Here is a 17600-nt window from a genome sequence, read left to right as displayed (position 1 = left end):
CCCGACCAGCTCGGCGAGCGCGTCGGTCGGCGGGTCGATGGCGGCCAGCGCCCGCGCCGCCGGGTCGGGCAGGTCGGCCGCGTGCAGTGCCCTGGCCATCGCGATCGCCGTGGTCACCGTGCGCGGCGCGTCGCCTGCCCGCTGGAAGGCGGTCAGCGCGCCGGCGTAGAGGTCGGGGTCGCCGAGGTGCTCGGCCTTGGCCAGCAGCGCGGCGCCGAGCACCTCGGGGTGGTCGGTGAGCTCCTCGGCCGCCGCGACCGCCTGGTCGTGCGCGTCGGCCGGGCCATCGCCGTCGCCGGCGACCGCGAGGTCGGTCAGCACGCTGGCCAGCAGCAGCCGGGAGTCGTCGTCCTCGCGGCCGGCGAGCAGGTCCGCGCAGGCGAGCAGGTTCGCCACGCCGGTGCCGGTGTCGCCGACCCGCAACGCGACCCGGCCGGTGTCCGCGCGCAGCCGGGCGCGCGGCCACACCGGCGCGCCCGCCTGGTCGAGTACCCGCCGCGCCACCGCGAACGCGCGCAGGTCCTCAGGAGCCGGGTGGATGTGGCCTGCGGGAAAGAACACCGCGGCCGATCTCGGGTCGAGCCCGGCGGTCTCGTAGGCGAGGGTCAGCCAGGCCCTCGGGTCGCTCCAGCCACGGTGGGGCGGATGGCCGAGCACCGACGGGCGCGCCGGTTCCGCCCGCCGCGGCAGGCCGAGCGCGCCGCCGATCTCGGTGAGCGTGCCGGCCAGCTCGGCGAACGAGCGCGGCCGCCGCGCCGGGTCGAACCGCAGGCACGTGCGCAGCACCTCGGCGACCGCAGCCGGCATCGGCACCCGCCAGCGGTCGTTGGTGACCAGTTGTTCGAGCACCGCGTCGGCGAGCGCGCCGGAGGGCCAGGTCCGCTCGCCGGCGAACATCTCCAGCACGGTGACCGCCCAGCTCCACACGTCCGCGTCCCGGCCGACCGGCTGGTCCTCCGCCTGTTCCGGTGCCGCGTAGGCCCCTTCGGGAGCCGCCTGGATCGTGCCGTCGACCTCGAGATGGCGCAGGTGGTCCGGCTCGCGCGGGGTGGCGAAGTCGGTGAGCTTGGCCGAGCCGGCCGCGGTGAGCAACACGTTGGCCGGCTTCACGTCCAGGTGCGGCAGGCCCATGGTGTGCGCGGCGTCCAGGCCCCACGCGGCCTCGGTCGCCACCCGCAGCACGGTGCCGGTCGGGTCGGCGTCGGCGTAGAGCTGGCCGTCGCGGATCCAGTCGGCCAGCGAGCCGCCGTCGGCGTACTCGCTGAACACCAGCAGCTCGTCGCCCAGGGCGCGCACGAACCGGCACGCGGCGAGGTGGGGGTGTGCCGGCAGCCGCAGCCAGCGGTCGATCCCGGCCAGGAACCGTTGCTGGGCAATGAGGTCACCGACCACCACGCGCTTGACCGCGTGCCGCTCGCCGTGGCCGTCGCGGACGAGAGCCACCCGCCAGGCACCGCCGCCGCGCAGCGCGTGCTCGACGGCGAACTCGCCGAGCACGGTCGCACCAGGCTGCCAGCCCCCGTCCGCGGTGGTCACGGTCAATCACCCTAAGCCCGACGGCGGAATCTGGCTTTCCGCTACCATTTGACTACTGAGAGGACTCATGATTCCGAAGCGCGACGACGGACACAAGATTCTGTCCACGACGACGATCACGTTGTGGGCGGCCGGCCTGCTGGTGCTGGCCGGCGTCGTGGTGGTCCTGCTGTGGTTCCTGCTCGGCGACGGCGGTTCGCGGGATTCGGTGCGGCTGGACGTGATCCGCACCGCGGCCAGCATCGTCGTTGGCACCGGCGGGGCCGCGGCGCTGTTGTTGGCCGCGCGTCGCCAGCGGGTCACCGAGCTGGACGTCCAACAGCGCGACTTCGACGCCACCGAACGCCGGGTGACCGAGCTGTACGGCAAGGCCGCTGACCAGTTGGGCAGCGACAAGGCGCCGGTCCGGCTCGCCGGCCTGTACGCGCTGGAACGCCTGGCCAACGCCAACCCGGCGCACCGGCAGACGATCGTGGACCTGATCTGTGCCTACCTGCGGATGCCGGCCGCGCCGGTGACCGGCCGGGGCAACGAGGAGACCGAGGTCCGCCGGGCGGCCCAGGACCTGCTGGCCCGGCATCTGCGGCCGGGTGAGGCGTACTGGCCGGGGACCGAGCTGAACCTGACCGGCGCCACGCTGACCCGGCTCAACCTCAACCACGGCGAAATCCGCGCGATCCGGTGCCCCGGCGCGACCTTCGTCGGCCCGACGACCTTCCGGGGCGCGCGGATCGCCGAGGTGGCCGACTTCCGCGAGACCCGGTTCCTCGGCCTGGCGGACTTTCGCCGGGTGAGCTTCGGCGAGGAGCCGAAACCCTTCCGTGGCGCCACGTTCGAGGGCGAGGTCGACTTCGGCACGAACACGACGGTGTCGCTGGACGGCGCCCGCACCCGCACCGGCCGCGAGCGGCGCCGGAAATGGCCGGGCACGTGGACCGAACGGCGAATTCCGGAACAAAGATCTTGGGCTATCCTGGAACGGATCGAAGATCCACCGGATCTGACTTACAAGAAACAATCCCCAGGCCACCCGGGGAGGTGACCAAAACCATGTGTAGCCGAGCCGAATATCTCCGAATGCGGACGATGAGTCGGACAACTGGTAGCGCACTGGCGGTCACCGCCCGGCTAGGCGGTCGCGGCGCAACCGCCGGTGCCACCGGTCATTCCGGCTCATTGCCGAAGAAGTCCGGGACGCCGGTCGGGCGGGTGTGTGCCAATACGGCTTGGGGGCGGTAGGGCACCGCTCAACCCGCACCGGATACCCGGTCGTGGTTTCCCTACGCTGGCCCGCTGTGCTCGTCGCTTTCCTCGATACCGCCACCCAGTTCCCTGCGCAGCCCTTCCAGGTACTCCCGCGACCTGCCGGAAACCACCCAGCGGTCGCCGACGAGATAAATACCGCCATATCCCACCGCGTACTCCAGCCAGTCACGTTGTCCCCGCTTGGTGTCGAAGTCGAGGAAGACGAACGCGTCCTCGTCCTTGACACACATCGCCTGGCGGAAGTCCGCCGCCTTGCCCTGTAGCTCCGCCCGGCAGCCGACGGTCTCGGCCAGCTGTTGCCAGGTGAGGAACTTCGATGGCAGGGAGCTGGTCGACAGGGACCTGTTCGGGCGGTGGCCAGCCTGGTTCTGCTGGTGCTCGCCGTAGTCGGCGGCGGCCTGCTTGTCCTGTTCGGTCAGCTCGCCAGCGCAGCCGGCCAGCAGCATGGCGGCGGCCAGGCACGCGACGAGCAGCCGTGCGGGGTGGCGCGTCACACCAGCAGATACGGACGGGGCCCCGCCGGGGTTCAATCGGCCGGGCGAGGGGTACTCGAAAGGCATGAGCGGTGGCGATGGATCGATGTTGCGCCGCCGGGGACGGGCCTCGGCCGAGCGCGCGACCGTCCTGCGCCGGGAGCTGATGCGGTGGGCGCGGGCCGTGCCGATGCGGGCCGACCTGGCCCGCGACATCGGGCTGGCCGCCTACGAGGCCATGGCCAACACCGTGCTGCACGCCTATCCGCGCGGCACCCTCGGCATGCTGGAACTGCGCGCCCGGCTCTCCCGGCGCACCCTCACCGTGACCGTCGCCGACCGCGGCCGCTGGCGGCGCGCGCCGGCCGTCCGGCCTGGTCACGGGCTTCCGCTCATTCGGGAGCTGCCGGACCACACCGAGATCTCCACCGGCGAGCACGGCACCGAGGTGTCCATGACCTGGCGCCGGGACCCCTAGCACTGTCCTCAGTGGACGCCAAAACGGAGGGTGTGGTTCGGCCCGACCAGGGGTTATGGTGTCCAGTGTGAAGATCGCCATAGCAGGCGAGACGCGGCCGCACGAACGCCGGGTGGCGCTCGTGCCCGGCCTGGTGTCCCGCCTCACCGACGCGGGTCAGCAGGTGGTGGTCGAGCCGGACGCGGGCAAGGCCGCCGGGTTCACCGACGACGCCTACCGGGAGGCGGGCGCGGAGGTCGCCGCCGACGCGTTGGCCGGCGCCGGGGTGGTGCTGTCGGTGCAACCGCTGACCGCGCGCCAGGTGCGCGGGCTGGCCGCGAACGCGATCACCGTCTCCTTCCTGCCCGCCGCCCAGGAGCTCGAGCTCGTCGCCGTGCTGCGCGACGCCGGGCACACCGCGCTGGCGATGGAGCTGGTGCCGAGGATCTCCCGCGCGCAACCCATGGATGCCTTGTCCTCACAGGCTTTCGTCGCCGGCTATCGGGCCGCGCTGATCGCCGCCGAGCGGTTGCCGCGCTTCTTTCCGTTGTCCATGACCGCTTCCGGCACGATTCCGCCCGCGCGGGTGCTGGTCCTCGGCGCCGGGGTCGCCGGGCTGCAGGCGATCGCCACCGCGCGGCGGCTTGGCGCGGTCGTGCGCGCCTACGACGTGCGCGCCGCGTCCGCCGACGAGGTGCGCAGTCTCGGCGCCGAGTTCGTCGAGCTGGACCTGCCGGTGTTGGAGGGGAGCGGCGGTTACGCCAGGGAGATGACCGAGGACCGCTCCCGGCTCCAGCGCGAGCTGCTCGCGCCGCACGTCGCCGACGCCGACGTGCTGATCACCACCGCCGCAGTGCCCGGCCGGACCGCGCCGGTACTGGTGACCTCGGACATGGTGGCCGCGATGCGCCCGGGGTCGGTCGTGGTGGACCTGGCCGCGGAGGCCGGCGGCAACGTCGAGGGCGCCAAGCCGGGCGAGGAGACCACCATCGGCGCCGCCACCGTCCACGGCGGGCTGAACGTGGCCAGCCAGCTGCCGGCGCAGGCCAGCCAGCTCTACGCGACCAACGTGGTGAACCTGTTGCTGCTCATGCATTCCGACGGCGAGCTGGCGCCGGACTTCGCCGACGAGATCGTCGCCGGCTGCTGTGTCACTCATGCCGGCGAGGTGCGGCACGAGCCGACCCGCGAGCTGCTCGGTGCGACTGAGGAGTCCTAAATGGACGGAATGGCCCTGCTGACGGTGTTCGTGCTGGCCGTGTTCGTCGGCTACGAGGTCATCTCCAAGGTGTCCACGACGTTGCACACCCCGCTGATGTCGGGCTCCAACGCCATCTCGGGCATCGTGCTGGTCGGCACGATCGCGGTGGCCGCGCACACCGAGTCGACCGCGATCTTCGTGCTGGAGCTGGTCGCGATCGTGCTCGCCACGATCAACCTGGTCGGCGGGTTCGTGGTGACCGACCGGATGCTGCGGATGTTCCGTGGACGCAAGGACCGGGAGCGCGCGTGAACGCCACCTGGACCGCGCTGTGGTACCTGGTCGCGGCTGTCTGTTTCATCCTCGCGCTCAAGGGTCTCTCCTCGCCGAAGACCGCCCGACTGGGCAACGTGATCGGCGCGGCGGGCGCGCTGGTGGCGGTGCTCGTGGTGTTCGCCGCCGAGCGGCCGGACCGGCTGGCGTGGATCCTGGTCGCCATCGCGGTCGGCGGGGTCATCGGCACGGTGACCGCGCGGCGGGTGGCGATGACCGCGATGCCGCAGCTGGTCGCGCTGTTCAACGGGGTCGGCGGCGCGGCGGGCGCGTTGGTGGCGCTGCTGGAGCTGGCCGAGGGCGGGGCCGACGATCCGGCCTGGCTCGCGGTGACCGCGTTCACCGTGCTCATCGGGTCGATCACGTTCTCCGGCTCGGTGCTCACCTTCGCCAAGCTGCAGGAGATCGTGACCGGGCGGCCGGTGTTGTTCGCCGGCATGCGGTGGGTCGCCGTCGCCGTGGTGGCCGGCTCGCTGGCCGCGGGGGTGTGGGTGACGCTGGCCGGCTCGGTGCCCGGCGCGGTGATCCTGGCGGTGCTCACGCTGGGGCTGGGGTTGCTGCTGGTGCTCCCGGTCGGCGGCGCGGACGTGCCGATCGTCATCTCGCTGCTCAACGCGTTCAGCGGGATCACCGTCGCGGCCAGCGGCTACGTGCTGTCCAACACGCTGCTGATCGTGGCCGGCACGCTGGTCGGCGCGTCCGGCACGCTGCTGACCAAGATGATGGCCGACGCCATGGGCCGCTCGCTGGTCAACATCCTGTTCGGCGCGTTCGCCGGCGGGTCGACGCTGGGCAGTACCACCGAGTCCGACCGTCCGGTCCGCTCGGCGGGACCGGGGGACATCGCGATCCTGCTCGGCTACGCGCGCAAGGTCATCGTGGCGCCCGGCTACGGGCTGGCGGTCGCGCAGGCCCAGCACACGCTGCGCGACCTGGCCGACGAGCTGGAGCGGCGCGGGATCGAGGTGGCCTACGCGATCCACCCGGTCGCCGGCCGGATGCCGGGGCACATGAACGTGCTGCTCGCCGAGGCCGACGTGCCCTACGAGAAGCTCAAGGAGATGGTCGAGGTCAACCCGGAGTTCCGCACCGCGGACGTGGCGCTCGTGGTCGGCGCCAACGACGTGGTCAACCCGGCCGCACACACCTCGCCCGGCTCGCCGATCTATGGCATGCCGATCCTGGACGTGGCCGACGCCGGGTCGGTCGTGTTCCTCAAGCGGTCCATGCGCCCCGGCTTCGCCGGCATCGAGAACGAGCTGCTGTTCGACCAGAAGACGACGTTGCTGTTCGGCGACGCCAAGGACTCCCTCAGCAAACTCGTCGCCGCCGTCAAGGGTCTCTGACCACCCGCAGCGAAGGGTCCCTTCACTGCGCCCAGTGCAGCGAAGGGCCCCTTCGCTGCGGTCGGACTACTTCGGGCGCCGGGCCGCGTCGGCGTCGGCGACCGCCTCGGCCGCGGCTTCGGCCGCCTTGGCCGCGTCGGCGGCGGCCTGGGTGCTGGTGAGCTCGTCGGCGGGGGTGGCCTCGCGGGTGGCCGGCGACTGCGGCAGGTTCTCGGCGAAGGCCCGCGAGACGCTGCCCAGCGCCGCGGTCACCTCACTCGGGATGACGAAGAACGTGTTGCCCGGCCCCTGCGCGAGCTGCGGCAGCGTCTGCAGGTACTGGTAGGCGAGCAGCTTCGGATCGGGGTCGTTGCGGTGCACGGCCTGGAAGACCTCGTCGATCGCCTTGGCCTCGCCCTCGGCCTTGAGGATGCGGGCGGTGCGGTTGCCCTCGGCCCGCAGCACGGCCGACTGCTTGTCGCCCTCGGCGGTGAGGATCTGGGACTGACGCTGCCCCTCGGCGGCCAGGATCGCGGCGCGCTTGTCCCGCTCGGCGCGCATCTGCTTCTCCATCGCGTCCTTGATGGTCTTGGGCGGGTCGATCGCCTTGATCTCCACCCGGTTGACCCGGATGCCCCACTTCCCGGTTGCCTCGTCCAGCACGCCGCGCAGCTGGCTGTTGATGGTGTCGCGGGAGGTCAGCGCGCTCTCCAGGTCCATCGAGCCGACCACGTTGCGCAGCGTGGTGACGGTCAGCTGCTCGACCGCGCGCAGGTAGCTGGCGATCTCGTAGGCGGCCGCGCGCGGGTCGGTGACCTGGAAGTAGAGGACGGTGTCGATCTCCACGACGAGGTTGTCCTCGGTGATCACCGGTTGCGGCCGGAAGGACACCACCTGTTCACGCAGGTCGATGGTCGGGTAGACGCGGTCGATGTAGGGGATGACGAAGTTCAGGCCCGGCTGCAGGGTGCGGTGGTAGCGGCCGAGACGCTCCACGTTGCGCGCGCGGGCCTGCGGCACGATGCGCACCGCGCGGAACACGGTGAAGACCACGAGCAGCACGACCAGCACGCTCGCGATGAGCAACGGCGTCAAGATGTCCATCTGTTCACTCCCGGGGGTAGACGTAGGCGGTGGTGCCGCTGATGCGCATGACGTCGACCGCGGCGCCGGTGGGCATCACCGTCGTCTCGTCGAACGCGCGGGCGGTCCACTCCTCGCCGTCGATGCGCACCAGCCCGTCGCGGTCGGAGACCTCACGCACCACGTAGGCCCGCTTGCCGACGAGCGCCTCGATGCCGAAGGGCTCCGGTTGCGGTTGGCGGAGGTGGCGCAGCGCGACCGGCCGCACGAGGACGACCCCCGCGGTGGCCGCGGCGGCGAACAGGATGAGCTGGATGGGTAGCGGCAAGCCGACGGCTGCGAGCACGGCGGGCACGAGCGCGGCGCCGGCGAGCACCCCGAGAGCCGCGGTGAGGGTGAAGATCTCCACCACTCCGAGCACCACCGCGACGACCAACCAGATGAGCCACAGTTCCATGGTTACCCCAAGCCGGGACGCACTGAATCCAGTTGCCGACCAGGCTTCCCGGCGCACCACTGTCACCATATCATCTTTTTGATAAGTCTACTGTGGACGAGCGACGGCCGCTGCCAGCGTATTTCCGGAATGGTCGCCGGAAAGTCGTGGAATTAACCCGGAGTCGGCCAGGGTTGCCCAGCCACTCCCCATGCCCCGCCCGTGGCCGCCGAGCGCCGGTCGGTGACCGCGTCGCGGATGTCGAGGTCGGGGACACCGTCAAGGGCCGATCACCTATCTAGTGGCTGGCGCCGACGGGCCAGCCCACTTCGTCTTCGGTCGCTGGCCTCTACGTTGCCGCATCCGGCGGAAGGGTGTCGCCGAATGCGCTGTGGAGGGCCGTTTCGCGGAGATAAAGGACTCCCGTGGAAACCTCGCGTGTTCGGGGTTGTAGGGGTCCATGACCAGCGGCAGGTCATCGCGGCCGAGATTACCCTGGGTCAGCCATTGGTGGCTGTGTCCGGTCGAGTCGAGCCGGCCTGTACCCGCGAGGTTTCAGGAACATGGTGACGGTCGAGGTTCTGCCGGGGTATCGCAGCACCAGGTCGAGGAAGCTGGTCAGCGCGGTCTCGGTGCCGAATCTCGCGGTGAACGACGTCGAGATCCGCGACTACCACCAATCGGAAGGAGAGCACCATGAGCGACGACCGGCTCCCACTGATCCACCCCGGTGAGATCCTCGCCGAGGAGTTCCTTGTCCCCTTCGGGCTCACCCAGCACAAGCTGGCCGTCAACATCCACGTTCCACCGCGCAGGATCAACGAGATCGTGCATGGCAAGCGCGCCATCACCGCCGACACCGCCCTGCGGCTCGCCCGCTTCTTCGGCACCTCCGACCAATTCTGGGTCAATCTCCAGGCTCACTACGACCTCGAACGCGAACGCGACAAGATCGGTGCCGAACTCGCCGAGATCCATCCCCTCGACCTTGCCTCCTAGAGACGTCGAGTAGATCCAACGCTGATGCCGCCGACCGTCGTGCCGCTGGCCGATTTGCGGCGACGCGAACGGCCGGTCCCGGTGGCGGGATGGCGTGCAGTGGACCAACCAGGTCCCGGTAGCCGCCGACACCCGCGACGCCGCCAAGGCTGTATGCCAGCCGGACAACCGAGGCCGAGTCGGTGGCGCTCGACCGCGCGTCAGTTGAACTGCCTGGCCGTCAGCCGGGCGGAGAATCCGCTCCGGCTCACGCACCGGCAACAGCATGCGCGAACGACACTCAGGGGTAGCCTGAACCTGTACTTCTTCGCCGACGGAATGCCCCGGGTCGACGGACCGGGGCGCGAAGAGGTCTTTCGGCGAAGAGAGAAATTTCATGCTCGACGCGGGCGATAACACGCTCGGGTGTCTGATCCGCGAACTGCGGACGGCGCTCGGCTACTCCCAGGCTCGGTTCGCCGAGGTGCTGTGCGAGCTGAGCGGCTCGAGCCACCGAGGTGGTCAATCCCAGGGATGCCGGCGCCAGGTGGTGCGCCGCGTGGCTCCTGGGCCAGGATGGCAGTCCGGCAGCGCAGGGCGCGCTGACCGACGCGCTGCGCCGAGAACCCGTGCGAGAGAACGTGCGAACTATCGGCCTGATCCTGAGCGGAGTCGATCGTGCACGTGATCGAGATCAATGACGGTGAGCTGATGCAGAAGCTGACCGACCAACTTGCTGAGCGCGGCATCGAACGCGGCGCGATCGTGTCGATGATCGGCGGTGCCGACTCGTTCACGATCTCGACGATGCCTGCCGACGACGCGACCAAGGACGTCGTCACGGAGTACGCGTTGCCGGCCGAGATGAGCGCCACCGGCGAGGTCGTTGACGGCAAACCTCACGTGCATGCGGTGATGGCGGTCGAAGGTGACCGGGCGATCTCCGGGCACCTGCACGCCGCGCAGATCGGAACGTGGTTCGCTCGCGTGTACGTGGTGGCCGTCTGAGTTTGGCCCCTAGCTTGGCCACTGTCTGACCATGCTCGCCAGGCCGATGCTCATGTCATGGCTGGGCAGACATCCACACACCTGCGTTGGCGTCGCTCCTGGGATCACGGCGAGCGGTTGTCGACGGCGCTGTGCTCGCACACCGGCTGGACGTCGAGGCGCGTCGAGGACCGGGCGGCCCGGCCGTGACCACCGCCGAGTACGTCGAGACGCTCGTCGTGGGTGTGTTCGTCGGCGCCCTGATCGGTCCTCCGCTTGGGCGCTGGTCGGTGTTTTGGGCAGACCGGCTGGACCGGCACCGGGCGTGTGATGCCTGTCGTCAACGCGCGGTGCGGCGTGCTGAACGTCAGGCGGCACGTCATGCCTGACATAGAACGTTGGCTCGTCTGAGTTGCTGGTGAAAAGCCGCAAATTTCTAACTGATAAATCATCGATCTATGATATTTGGAGTAATGCGTTGGATATTCGGACCTTCACTTTGGAAACTGTCGATGATGGCGAGGGCAGTGTTTACGCGGTCGGTATGTCGATCACTCGTCCTTGCGGTGGTCAGGAAGTCGTTACTTTTCGTCGTGATCCCACCTCTGGGTTCGCGACGTTGGCGAACACCGTGTCTCCGGAGATGGCGTTGGCTCGATTTGAGCACGTCATGCCGATGCGACTCGTGTGGACCGACGATGAGAAGTCCGACATCGGCCTGCGCCAGTAGCTTCAGGGGGCACGGGGGGAGTGCGGGGCGGTAGCTCAGTTGGCAGAGCGCGGGACTCATAATCCCGGAGCCGTGGGTTCGAGCCCCACCCGTCCCACAGTCACCGCACCATTCCCAGTGCGCATCATGAACAAGGGTCCGCCGCAATGCCCAAACTAAACCGCGACCGCATCCGAACCTGGCTGGAAGACCACAACTGGACCGTCGGCCGTCTCGCCAAAGAATGCAGCAGCATAGGTGAGGACGTCTTCCCGGAAGGCACGATGCGGAACGTGGTAAACGGGATCGACCCGATGCGACCGGGTCGCATCAAGGTGATTTGCAGGGTGACAGCCCGCTACGGTGACGGCATTCCGTACGAGCAGCTCATCGCGGAAACGTGATAGCCCACAACAACCAACGAAAGGTGTGAAGAGCAGTGCGGGATCGGGAGCCGACTGTCCGCAGTCGGGAGCTGGGCGAGAGGCTTCGCCGAGTCATGGGGCGAAGTGGGTTTCACGCAAGTGGGATCGCCCGGGAGCTGAACTGGAGCCCCAGTCGTGTGTCCCGCGTTCTCGCGGAACAACGAGGCGGCTCCAGTCATGCCAAACTCCACGGCGCACTCGATACTGGGCCGTGACGATGATTGTGAGTCTTGGTGCGCCTGCCGGTATCTGCGAGCTGGACGCACTCATCGAGAAAGCCGCGAGACGCGGCTTCATGTGGCACCAGTTCCGTATAGATCGGCACGGCCCAGAAGTGCTCGCCGGCGTGTTCCAGTGGCGCGCCTGCGCCGACGTCCTGGTCCTCGTCGACAATGACCGCTCGCACGCCTACCGCACGCCCACCAACCCAACCACCGATGTGTTCGCCCCGATGCACGTGTACTGGTGGTACGGCGGCACCACCGCTGAGCCAGGAAAAACGCTTCCTGGGGTCGGCATGGTATGGGTACTGCGCGCGTTGCTCACGCTCCCCGGCCCCGACGAGCACGGCGCCCAGTTCTCATTGATACCGGCGCCGAAAGGCACCGGCGTCCACGGCTCCCGAGTTCCGGTCCGGATATGCCGCCGGAATATTTACTCAACCAAACAGTAATCTGGAGAAACAATGACCGCGAGATCATTCGCGCGGTCGTCGCCGATGATTCCGCGACTCATCGATCGGCTTGGCGACTGTGGAGCGCGGCGATGAAGGCACATGGCGTCGACACCGCCAACTCCACCGCTGCCGAACTGGCGCTACTGCTGGGCGCGGCCGGGTTCCGTGCCGACAGCCAGACCGTCAAGGCTCGCCGTGACCTGAGCGGTCTGCTCTACGCCGACGGCATCCACGACAGCCTCTACCGAACCGCGGGCAAACATCACGCCATCCCGATGACCGCATAGCGCGGATATCGGCGGGAACCACGCATCACCCTGTCAGGCGATGCGCTGTCCCTGCTCGCACAACACGGTCGTCCCCAGTTCCACGGCGTCCAGCGCCGCGGCTAGGCGGTCGGCCAACAGCGGCTTGACCTTGTTCCGGGCTTCCGCCAACGAGTGGAACCCAGCGGAGAGGATCTCTCTGTCGGGGAACACCATGCCCACCAAGGAGGTCACGTCCAACACGCCGCCATCGAAGACGAACACCACGCCTTCGGGTCGTGAGTCCTGCGGACGTACGTAATCCACCACCAACAGCCGCCCCAACGGCTGGTCCCAGCCCAACTCCTCGGTCAGCTCACGGGTCGCCGACGCCCACGGGGACTCATCGGCCTCCACCGCGCCACCCGGGATCTCCCAGTTCGGCTTGTACGACGGCTCGACCAACAACACTCGCCCATCCTCGTCACGGAACAACACTCCGGCGGCCATGCGCTTGCGGGCCAAGCTCGCCACGTACTGCTCCACGGGCAGCACATCAGCGGATTCCGACGCGGTCACTGCGGCACCCTGACTACTTCAGCGCGTCAGGCTCAGTAGGCGCCGGCGGACCTCGTCGGGGCCCAGGGTGGTGGCTACCGCGTGTAGGTCGGGGCTGCGGGTGGAGCCGGTGAGTGCTACCCGGACCATGGTGGCGGCCTCGCGGATGGAGCCGGGGTAGGTGCCGGGGTTCTTCTTGTGTTCCTTGGGGCTCGGGGCGAAGTTGTGTTTGGCGGCGAGCTGGCGGATCTGGTCGAACCACTCCCCGCCGTCGGTCAGTGGCTGGTAGGCCTCGGCGAAGTCGGCGAGGAAGGTGCGGACCAACTCCGGGTCCAGGCCGCCGAACCGCTCGTCGGCCGGGTCGGTGACCAGGTCGAACAACTCGGCGAAGAAGAACCCGTACGCGGGTCGGAAGTCCGACCACTTCCGTAGGTCCTTGCGCGGGTTGTCGACTCCGTCGCGCTCGACGGCCAGCGCGCGCAGGGCGAGGTCGCGGTTGGCGTCCAGCACGGTGACGATCTCCGGGTCGTGTGCCTCGGCCCAGGGGCGCAGGGCGTCGAGGATCTGCTCGCCGGTCAGGGTGGCGATGTGGTCGGCGGAGATGTCCTCCAGCTTGACCAGGTCGACCAGCGGGCCGGCGACTCCGCAGTCGGCCAGTCGGATCGGTTCGGTGAGTGCCTGGTCGAGCGGCAGTTCGGCGAGGCGGCCGTTGGCCAGGCCGCGTAGGTAGTACAGGACGGCGTCGGCGGGGTAGCCGGCGGCGATGTAGAAGTCGACGGACGCCTCGGGGTCCTTGCGCTTGGACAGCTTGCGCTTGCCGCCGGAGATCTGCTTCATCAGCGGCGCGATGTGCGCGTAGCGCGGGGTGGCGAAGTCGAGTGCGGCGAACAGCTGCAGGTGCAGCGGCACCGAGGAGATCCACTCCTCGCCGCGGATGACCAGCGTGGTGCGCATCAGGTGGTCGTCCACGGCGTGTGCGAAGTGGTAGGTCGGCAGCCGGACGGGCTGGTCGGACGACTTGAGGATGACCACGTCGTTGCGGTTGGCCTCGTGCTCCAGTGCGCCGCGGATCTCGTCGGTGAACCGGACGCGCTTGCCGATGGCGTCGTCCGGTGCGCGGAAGCGCACGACGTACGGGGTGCCGTCGGCCAGGGCGGCGGTCACCCGGTCGGGCTCGGCGTCGCGCCAGATCGCCCAGCGGCCGTAGTAGCCGGGCGGGACCTTGGCGGTCTGCTGGCGGCTGGTGATGTCGGCCAGCTCGTCGCGGGTGGCGAAGCACAGGTAGGCCTTGCCGGCGCGGAGCAGGTGCCGGACGTAGGTCAGGTAGATCTGCTCGCGGGCGGACTGGTGGTAGGGCCCGTACTCGCCGCCGGCGCCCTCGCCCTCGGTCGGCTGGATGCGGAAGTAGTCGAAGGCGCGCTCGAACTGGGCCAGCGCGCCGCCGACCTCGCGGGACTGGTCGGTGTCCTCGACCCGGACCAGGTACCGGCCGTCCGATCGCGCGGAGACGTCCTGGTCGATCATGGCGACGTAGACCCCGCCGATGTGCACGAACCCGGTCGGGGACGGCCCGAAGCGGGTGACCTCGGCGCCCGCCGGCAGCTGCCGGGGCGGGTACCGCTGTTCCCAGTGCGCTGGCTCTGGCAGGTCGGCGGGGAACAACGAGTCGACTACCGCGTGGTCGAGCAACGAAATCGTCCAATCCGGGGGTGACAACGCTCAGACAGTGTGGTCTGCCCAGTATCGACCAGCGGGGCTGGTCAGCCACGGTCGGGCGGTCAACATCGCCCTTGTAAACGATACCCCCGTAGGGTATCAATGGAAACCATGAACACCGCAACGAGGCTCTCCGCCTACGGTGTGGCGCTCGCTCTGGTCGCCGGTGGCGCCTGGGCGGTCGGCAGCGCTGTCGGTCCCCTCGACCAACCCGCTCGCGGCGCCGACGCCGCGGGCCACGGGGACACCCACAGCGACACCGTTGCGGAGACCGCACCACCACCCGGGCTCGCGTCGTCCCTTGGCGGCTACACCCTCACGCCCACCAGCACGACCATCGCCCCGGGAACGCCGACGGCCTTCGCCTTCCACATCACCGGCCCGGACGACCGGCCGGTGACCCGCTTCGACGTCGAGCACGAGAAGCGCATGCACCTGATCGTGGTCCGCCGGGACACCGCCGGGTTCCAGCACGTCCATCCAGAACTGGCCGCCGACGGCACCTGGACCGTCCAGCTCACCCTCACCGAGCCGGGCAGCTACCGCGCCTTCGCCGACTTCACCCCCACCGGCGGCGCCGGCACCACCCTCGGCGTCGACCTGGCCGTTCCCGGCGACTTCCAGCCGGCCACCCACCAGCCCTCCCGCGTCGCCACGGTCGACGGTTACGAGGTCCGGCTCGACGGCGACCTGGTCGCCGGCAGGTCATCGGCGGTCACCCTGACCGTGCGCCGCGACGGCCGGCCGGTCACCGACCTCGAGCCCTATCTCGGCGCCTATGGCCACCTGGTTGCCCTGCGCGGCGGCGACCTCGCCTACCTGCACGTTCACCCGGACGCCGGGGCGGACAACGGCATCCGGTTCCTCGCCGAGGTCCCCACCGCCGCTACCTACCGGCTGTTCCTCGACTTCAAGCACGACGGCGTCGTGCGCACCGCCGAGTTCACCGTGCCCACCCACGGAGGCGACCATGGCCACCGCTGACCTCGAGCTCGCCATCGGCGGCATGACCTGCGCCTCCTGCGCGGCGCGGATCGAGCGTGGGCTCAACAAGCTCGACGGGGTGCACGCCACGGTCAACTACGCCACCGAGAAGGCCAGGGTCACCCTTTCCGGCGACCTCGACCCGGCGGTGCTCGTCGAGCGGGTCGAGGCCACCGGCTACACCGCCACCCTGCCCGGACCGGCTCCGGCCGCGCCCGAACCGGCCACCGACCCGGTGCGGCAGCGGCTGATCGGCTCGCTGGTGCTGTCCGTGCCGGTGATCGCGCTGGCCATGGTCCCTGCCTGGCAGTTCACCTACTGGCAGTGGATCTCGCTCACCCTGGCCGCGCCGGTGCTGGTCTGGGCGGCCTGGCCGTTCCACCGGGTCGCGTGGCGCAACCTGCGCCACGGTGCGGCCAGCATGGACACGCTGATCTCGCTGGGCACCCTGGCCGCGTTCGCCTGGTCGCTCTACGCGCTGCTGTTCGGCACCGCGGGCGAACCCGGGATGACTCACCCGTTCGAGTTGACCGTGGCGCCCTCCGACGGCGCCGGCAACATCTATCTCGAGGTCGCGGCCGGGGTGACCACCTTCGTCCTCGCCGGGCGTTACTTCGAGGCCAGGGCCAAGCGCCGCGCGGGCGCGGCCATGCACGCGCTGCTCGCGCTCGGCGCCAAGGACGTCGCCGTGCTGCGCGCCGGCCGGGAGGAGCGGATCCCGGCCGAGGACCTCGTCGTCGGCGACCGGTTCGTGGTCCGGCCGGGGGAGAAGATCGCCACCGACGGCGTGGTCGAGGAGGGTGGTTCGGCGGTCGACGCGAGCATGCTCACCGGCGAGTCCGTTCCGGTCGAGGTCGGTCCCGGCCAGCCCGTGGTCGGCGCGACGGTGAACGTCGGCGGCCGGCTGGTCGTGCGTGCCACCCTCGTCGGCGCGGACACCCAGCTCGCGCGGATGGCCACGTTGGTCGAGGACGCGCAGGCCGGCAAGGCGGCCGTGCAGCGGCTGGCCGACCGGATCTCGGCGGTGTTCGTGCCGATCGTGATCGCCCTGGCGCTCGGCACGTTGGCGTTCTGGCTGGGCACCGGCGCGTCGCCGGTCGTCGCGTTCACCGCGGCGGTGGCGGTGTTGATCATCGCCTGCCCGTGTGCGTTGGGGTTGGCGACGCCGACGGCGTTGTTGGTGGGTACTGGTCGGGGTGCGCAGTTGGGGATTCTGATCAAGGGTCCGGAGGTGTTGGAGTCGACTCGGCGGGTGGACACCGTGGTGCTGGACAAGACGGGCACGGTGACCACCGGCCAGATGTCCGTGGTGGACATCGCGCTGGCCGACGGGGTCACCCGGGACCAGGTGCTCGCGCTGGCCGGCGCGGTGGAGCACGCCGCCGAGCACCCGATCGGCCGCGCCATCGCCGGCGCGGCCCGCGACCGGCTCGGCGACCTGCCGACCGTCGAGGGCTTCGCCGCCATCGAGGGCCGCGGCGTGCACGGGATCGTCGACGGGCACGCGGTGCTCGTCGGCCGCCCGGCGCTGCTCGCGGACTGGAGCCTGCACCTGCCCCCCGACCTCGCCGCCGCGCGGACCGCCGCCGAACAACAGGGCCGGACCGCGGTGGCCGTCGGCTGGGACGGGCGGGTCCGCGCGGTGATCGTGGTGGCCGACACGGTCCGGCCGACCTCCGCCGAGGCGGTGGCCCGGCTGCGCGCGCTCGGCCTGACCCCGGTCCTGCTGACCGGCGACAACGCGGCCGCCGCGCACGCGGTGGCCGCCGAGGTCGGCATCACCGAGGTGATCGCCGAGGTGCTGCCGGCGGACAAGGTGGCCGTGGTCGAGCGTCTGCGGGCCGAGGGCCGGGTCGTCGCGATGGTCGGCGACGGGGTCAACGACGCCGCCGCGCTGGCCACCGCCGACCTCGGGCTCGCGCTGGGCACCGGCACCGACGTCGCGATCGAGGCCGGCGACCTCACCCTGGTCCGCGGCGACCTGCTGGCGGCGGTGGACGCGATCCGGCTGGCCAGGCGGACCCTGCGCACGATCAGGGGCAACCTGTTCTGGGCGTTCGCCTACAACGTCGCCGGCCTGCCGCTGGCCGCGGCCGGGCTGCTCAACCCGATGCTCGCCGGCGCGGCGATGGCGGCCAGTTCGGTGTTCGTGGTCAGCAACAGCCTGCGGTTACGGCGCTTCCGGGGGTCCGCCGCCGGTGGATGAGGGGAA

22 protein-coding genes and 1 tRNA gene are annotated in these 17600 nt (G+C 70.1%); 17 read left to right on the top strand and 6 right to left on the bottom strand.

Annotated elements, in window-relative coordinates:
- The coding region (locus ACYVIP_RS26505; RefSeq protein WP_460401032.1) for a protein kinase domain-containing protein at positions 1 to 1536 on the bottom strand (1536 nt) is incomplete at its 3' end.
- Between the two features lie 67 nt (positions 1537 to 1603).
- Here ACYVIP_RS26505 and ACYVIP_RS26500 point away from each other — a divergent pair.
- Complete coding sequence (locus tag ACYVIP_RS26500; protein ID WP_460401030.1) at positions 1604 to 2578, top strand: pentapeptide repeat-containing protein; 975 nt, start codon at positions 1604 to 1606, stop codon at positions 2576 to 2578.
- Positions 2579 to 2816: 238 nt separating this feature from the next.
- On the opposite strand, the gene ACYVIP_RS26495 is transcribed toward ACYVIP_RS26500, so the two are convergent.
- A complete protein-coding gene (locus tag ACYVIP_RS26495; RefSeq protein WP_460401028.1) occupies positions 2817 to 3296 on the bottom strand; it encodes a hypothetical protein in 480 nt (159 codons plus the stop codon).
- A 64-nt stretch (positions 3297 to 3360) separates the two neighbouring features.
- On the opposite strand from ACYVIP_RS26495, the gene ACYVIP_RS26490 reads away from it, so the two are divergent.
- From ACYVIP_RS26490 to ACYVIP_RS26475, 4 genes are read left to right on the top strand one after another with little or no spacing between them, the layout of a single operon-like run.
- Complete coding sequence (locus ACYVIP_RS26490) at positions 3361 to 3753, top strand: ATP-binding protein (protein ID WP_460401026.1); 393 nt, start codon at positions 3361 to 3363, stop codon at positions 3751 to 3753.
- A 55-nt stretch (positions 3754 to 3808) separates the two neighbouring features.
- Positions 3809 to 4951, top strand: coding sequence for a Re/Si-specific NAD(P)(+) transhydrogenase subunit alpha (locus ACYVIP_RS26485; protein WP_460401024.1), 1143 nt, complete (start codon positions 3809 to 3811; stop codon positions 4949 to 4951).
- Positions 4952 to 5245 (top strand): NAD(P) transhydrogenase subunit alpha part 2, encoded by a 294-nt coding sequence (locus ACYVIP_RS26480; RefSeq protein ID WP_460401022.1) that lies wholly within the window; start codon positions 4952 to 4954, stop codon positions 5243 to 5245.
- Positions 5242 to 6612, top strand: coding sequence for an NAD(P)(+) transhydrogenase (Re/Si-specific) subunit beta (locus tag ACYVIP_RS26475; protein ID WP_460401020.1), 1371 nt, complete (start codon positions 5242 to 5244; stop codon positions 6610 to 6612). Before ACYVIP_RS26480 ends, ACYVIP_RS26475 begins: the two co-directional genes overlap by 4 nt.
- Positions 6613 to 6678: 66 nt before the next feature.
- Here ACYVIP_RS26475 and ACYVIP_RS26470 read toward each other — a convergent pair whose 3' ends face one another.
- Together ACYVIP_RS26470 and ACYVIP_RS26465 are read right to left on the bottom strand one after the other, a co-directional pair.
- Positions 6679 to 7695, bottom strand: coding sequence for an SPFH domain-containing protein (locus ACYVIP_RS26470; RefSeq protein WP_460401018.1), 1017 nt, complete (start codon positions 7693 to 7695; stop codon positions 6679 to 6681).
- Between the two features lie 4 nt (positions 7696 to 7699).
- On the bottom strand, positions 7700 to 8131 hold the full coding sequence (locus ACYVIP_RS26465; protein ID WP_460401016.1) for an NfeD family protein: 432 nt from the start codon (positions 8129 to 8131) through the stop codon (positions 7700 to 7702).
- A 675-nt stretch (positions 8132 to 8806) separates the two neighbouring features.
- On the opposite strand from ACYVIP_RS26465, the gene ACYVIP_RS26460 reads away from it, so the two are divergent.
- The 10 genes from ACYVIP_RS26460 to ACYVIP_RS26415 all read left to right on the top strand — a co-directional run bounded on the left by ACYVIP_RS26460 (position 8807) and on the right by ACYVIP_RS26415 (position 12172).
- Positions 8807 to 9109 (top strand): HigA family addiction module antitoxin, encoded by a 303-nt coding sequence (locus ACYVIP_RS26460; RefSeq protein WP_460401014.1) that lies wholly within the window; start codon positions 8807 to 8809, stop codon positions 9107 to 9109.
- Positions 9110 to 9766: 657 nt separating this feature from the next.
- Positions 9767 to 10096, top strand: coding sequence for a PCC domain-containing protein (locus ACYVIP_RS26455; RefSeq protein ID WP_460401012.1), 330 nt, complete (start codon positions 9767 to 9769; stop codon positions 10094 to 10096).
- Between the two features lie 57 nt (positions 10097 to 10153).
- Positions 10154 to 10285 (top strand): hypothetical protein, encoded by a 132-nt coding sequence (locus tag ACYVIP_RS26450; RefSeq protein ID WP_460401010.1) that lies wholly within the window; start codon positions 10154 to 10156, stop codon positions 10283 to 10285.
- Entirely contained in the window at positions 10282 to 10464 is a 183-nt protein-coding gene (locus ACYVIP_RS26445; protein ID WP_460401008.1) for a hypothetical protein, read from the top strand. Before ACYVIP_RS26450 ends, ACYVIP_RS26445 begins: the two co-directional genes overlap by 4 nt.
- A 29-nt stretch (positions 10465 to 10493) precedes the next feature.
- Positions 10494 to 10805, top strand: coding sequence for a hypothetical protein (locus ACYVIP_RS26440; RefSeq protein ID WP_460401006.1), 312 nt, complete (start codon positions 10494 to 10496; stop codon positions 10803 to 10805).
- Positions 10806 to 10829: 24 nt separating this feature from the next.
- Positions 10830 to 10902 (top strand) — tRNA-Ile (locus tag ACYVIP_RS26435).
- Positions 10903 to 10951: 49 nt separating this feature from the next.
- Positions 10952 to 11188 carry a hypothetical protein gene (locus tag ACYVIP_RS26430; RefSeq protein WP_460401004.1) on the top strand — a complete coding sequence of 79 codons (237 nt, stop codon included), beginning with the start codon at positions 10952 to 10954 and terminating at the stop codon, positions 11186 to 11188.
- Between the two features lie 35 nt (positions 11189 to 11223).
- Positions 11224 to 11424: a helix-turn-helix domain-containing protein gene (locus tag ACYVIP_RS26425; protein ID WP_460401002.1), complete on the top strand. Its 201-nt coding sequence runs from the start codon at positions 11224 to 11226 to the stop codon at positions 11422 to 11424.
- Entirely contained in the window at positions 11421 to 11882 is a 462-nt protein-coding gene (locus ACYVIP_RS26420; RefSeq protein ID WP_460401000.1) for a hypothetical protein, read from the top strand. The genes ACYVIP_RS26425 and ACYVIP_RS26420 overlap by 4 nt, the downstream gene beginning before the upstream one ends.
- Positions 11883 to 11974: 92 nt before the next feature.
- Positions 11975 to 12172: a hypothetical protein gene (locus ACYVIP_RS26415; protein ID WP_460400998.1), complete on the top strand. Its 198-nt coding sequence runs from the start codon at positions 11975 to 11977 to the stop codon at positions 12170 to 12172.
- A 33-nt stretch (positions 12173 to 12205) separates the two neighbouring features.
- On the opposite strand, the gene ACYVIP_RS26410 is transcribed toward ACYVIP_RS26415, so the two are convergent.
- Both ACYVIP_RS26410 and ACYVIP_RS26405 read right to left on the bottom strand, forming a co-directional pair.
- A complete protein-coding gene (locus ACYVIP_RS26410) occupies positions 12206 to 12709 on the bottom strand; it encodes an NUDIX domain-containing protein (protein WP_460400996.1) in 504 nt (167 codons plus the stop codon).
- Between the two features lie 18 nt (positions 12710 to 12727).
- Positions 12728 to 14377 (bottom strand): glutamate--tRNA ligase, encoded by a 1650-nt coding sequence (locus tag ACYVIP_RS26405; protein WP_460401054.1) that lies wholly within the window; start codon positions 14375 to 14377, stop codon positions 12728 to 12730.
- A 138-nt stretch (positions 14378 to 14515) separates the two neighbouring features.
- On the opposite strand from ACYVIP_RS26405, the gene ACYVIP_RS26400 reads away from it, so the two are divergent.
- Together ACYVIP_RS26400 and ACYVIP_RS26395 are read left to right on the top strand one after the other, a co-directional pair.
- Positions 14516 to 15388, top strand: a complete 873-nt coding sequence (locus tag ACYVIP_RS26400) for a hypothetical protein (protein ID WP_460400994.1) — start codon at positions 14516 to 14518, stop codon at positions 15386 to 15388.
- On the top strand, positions 15375 to 17594 hold the full coding sequence (locus tag ACYVIP_RS26395; RefSeq protein WP_460400992.1) for a heavy metal translocating P-type ATPase: 2220 nt from the start codon (positions 15375 to 15377) through the stop codon (positions 17592 to 17594). Before ACYVIP_RS26400 ends, ACYVIP_RS26395 begins: the two co-directional genes overlap by 14 nt.
- The last annotated feature ends 6 nt before the right edge of the window (positions 17595 to 17600 follow it).

The organism is Actinophytocola sediminis, from assembly GCF_054779715.1.
This window is presented reverse-complemented; position numbering and strand designations above follow the sequence as displayed.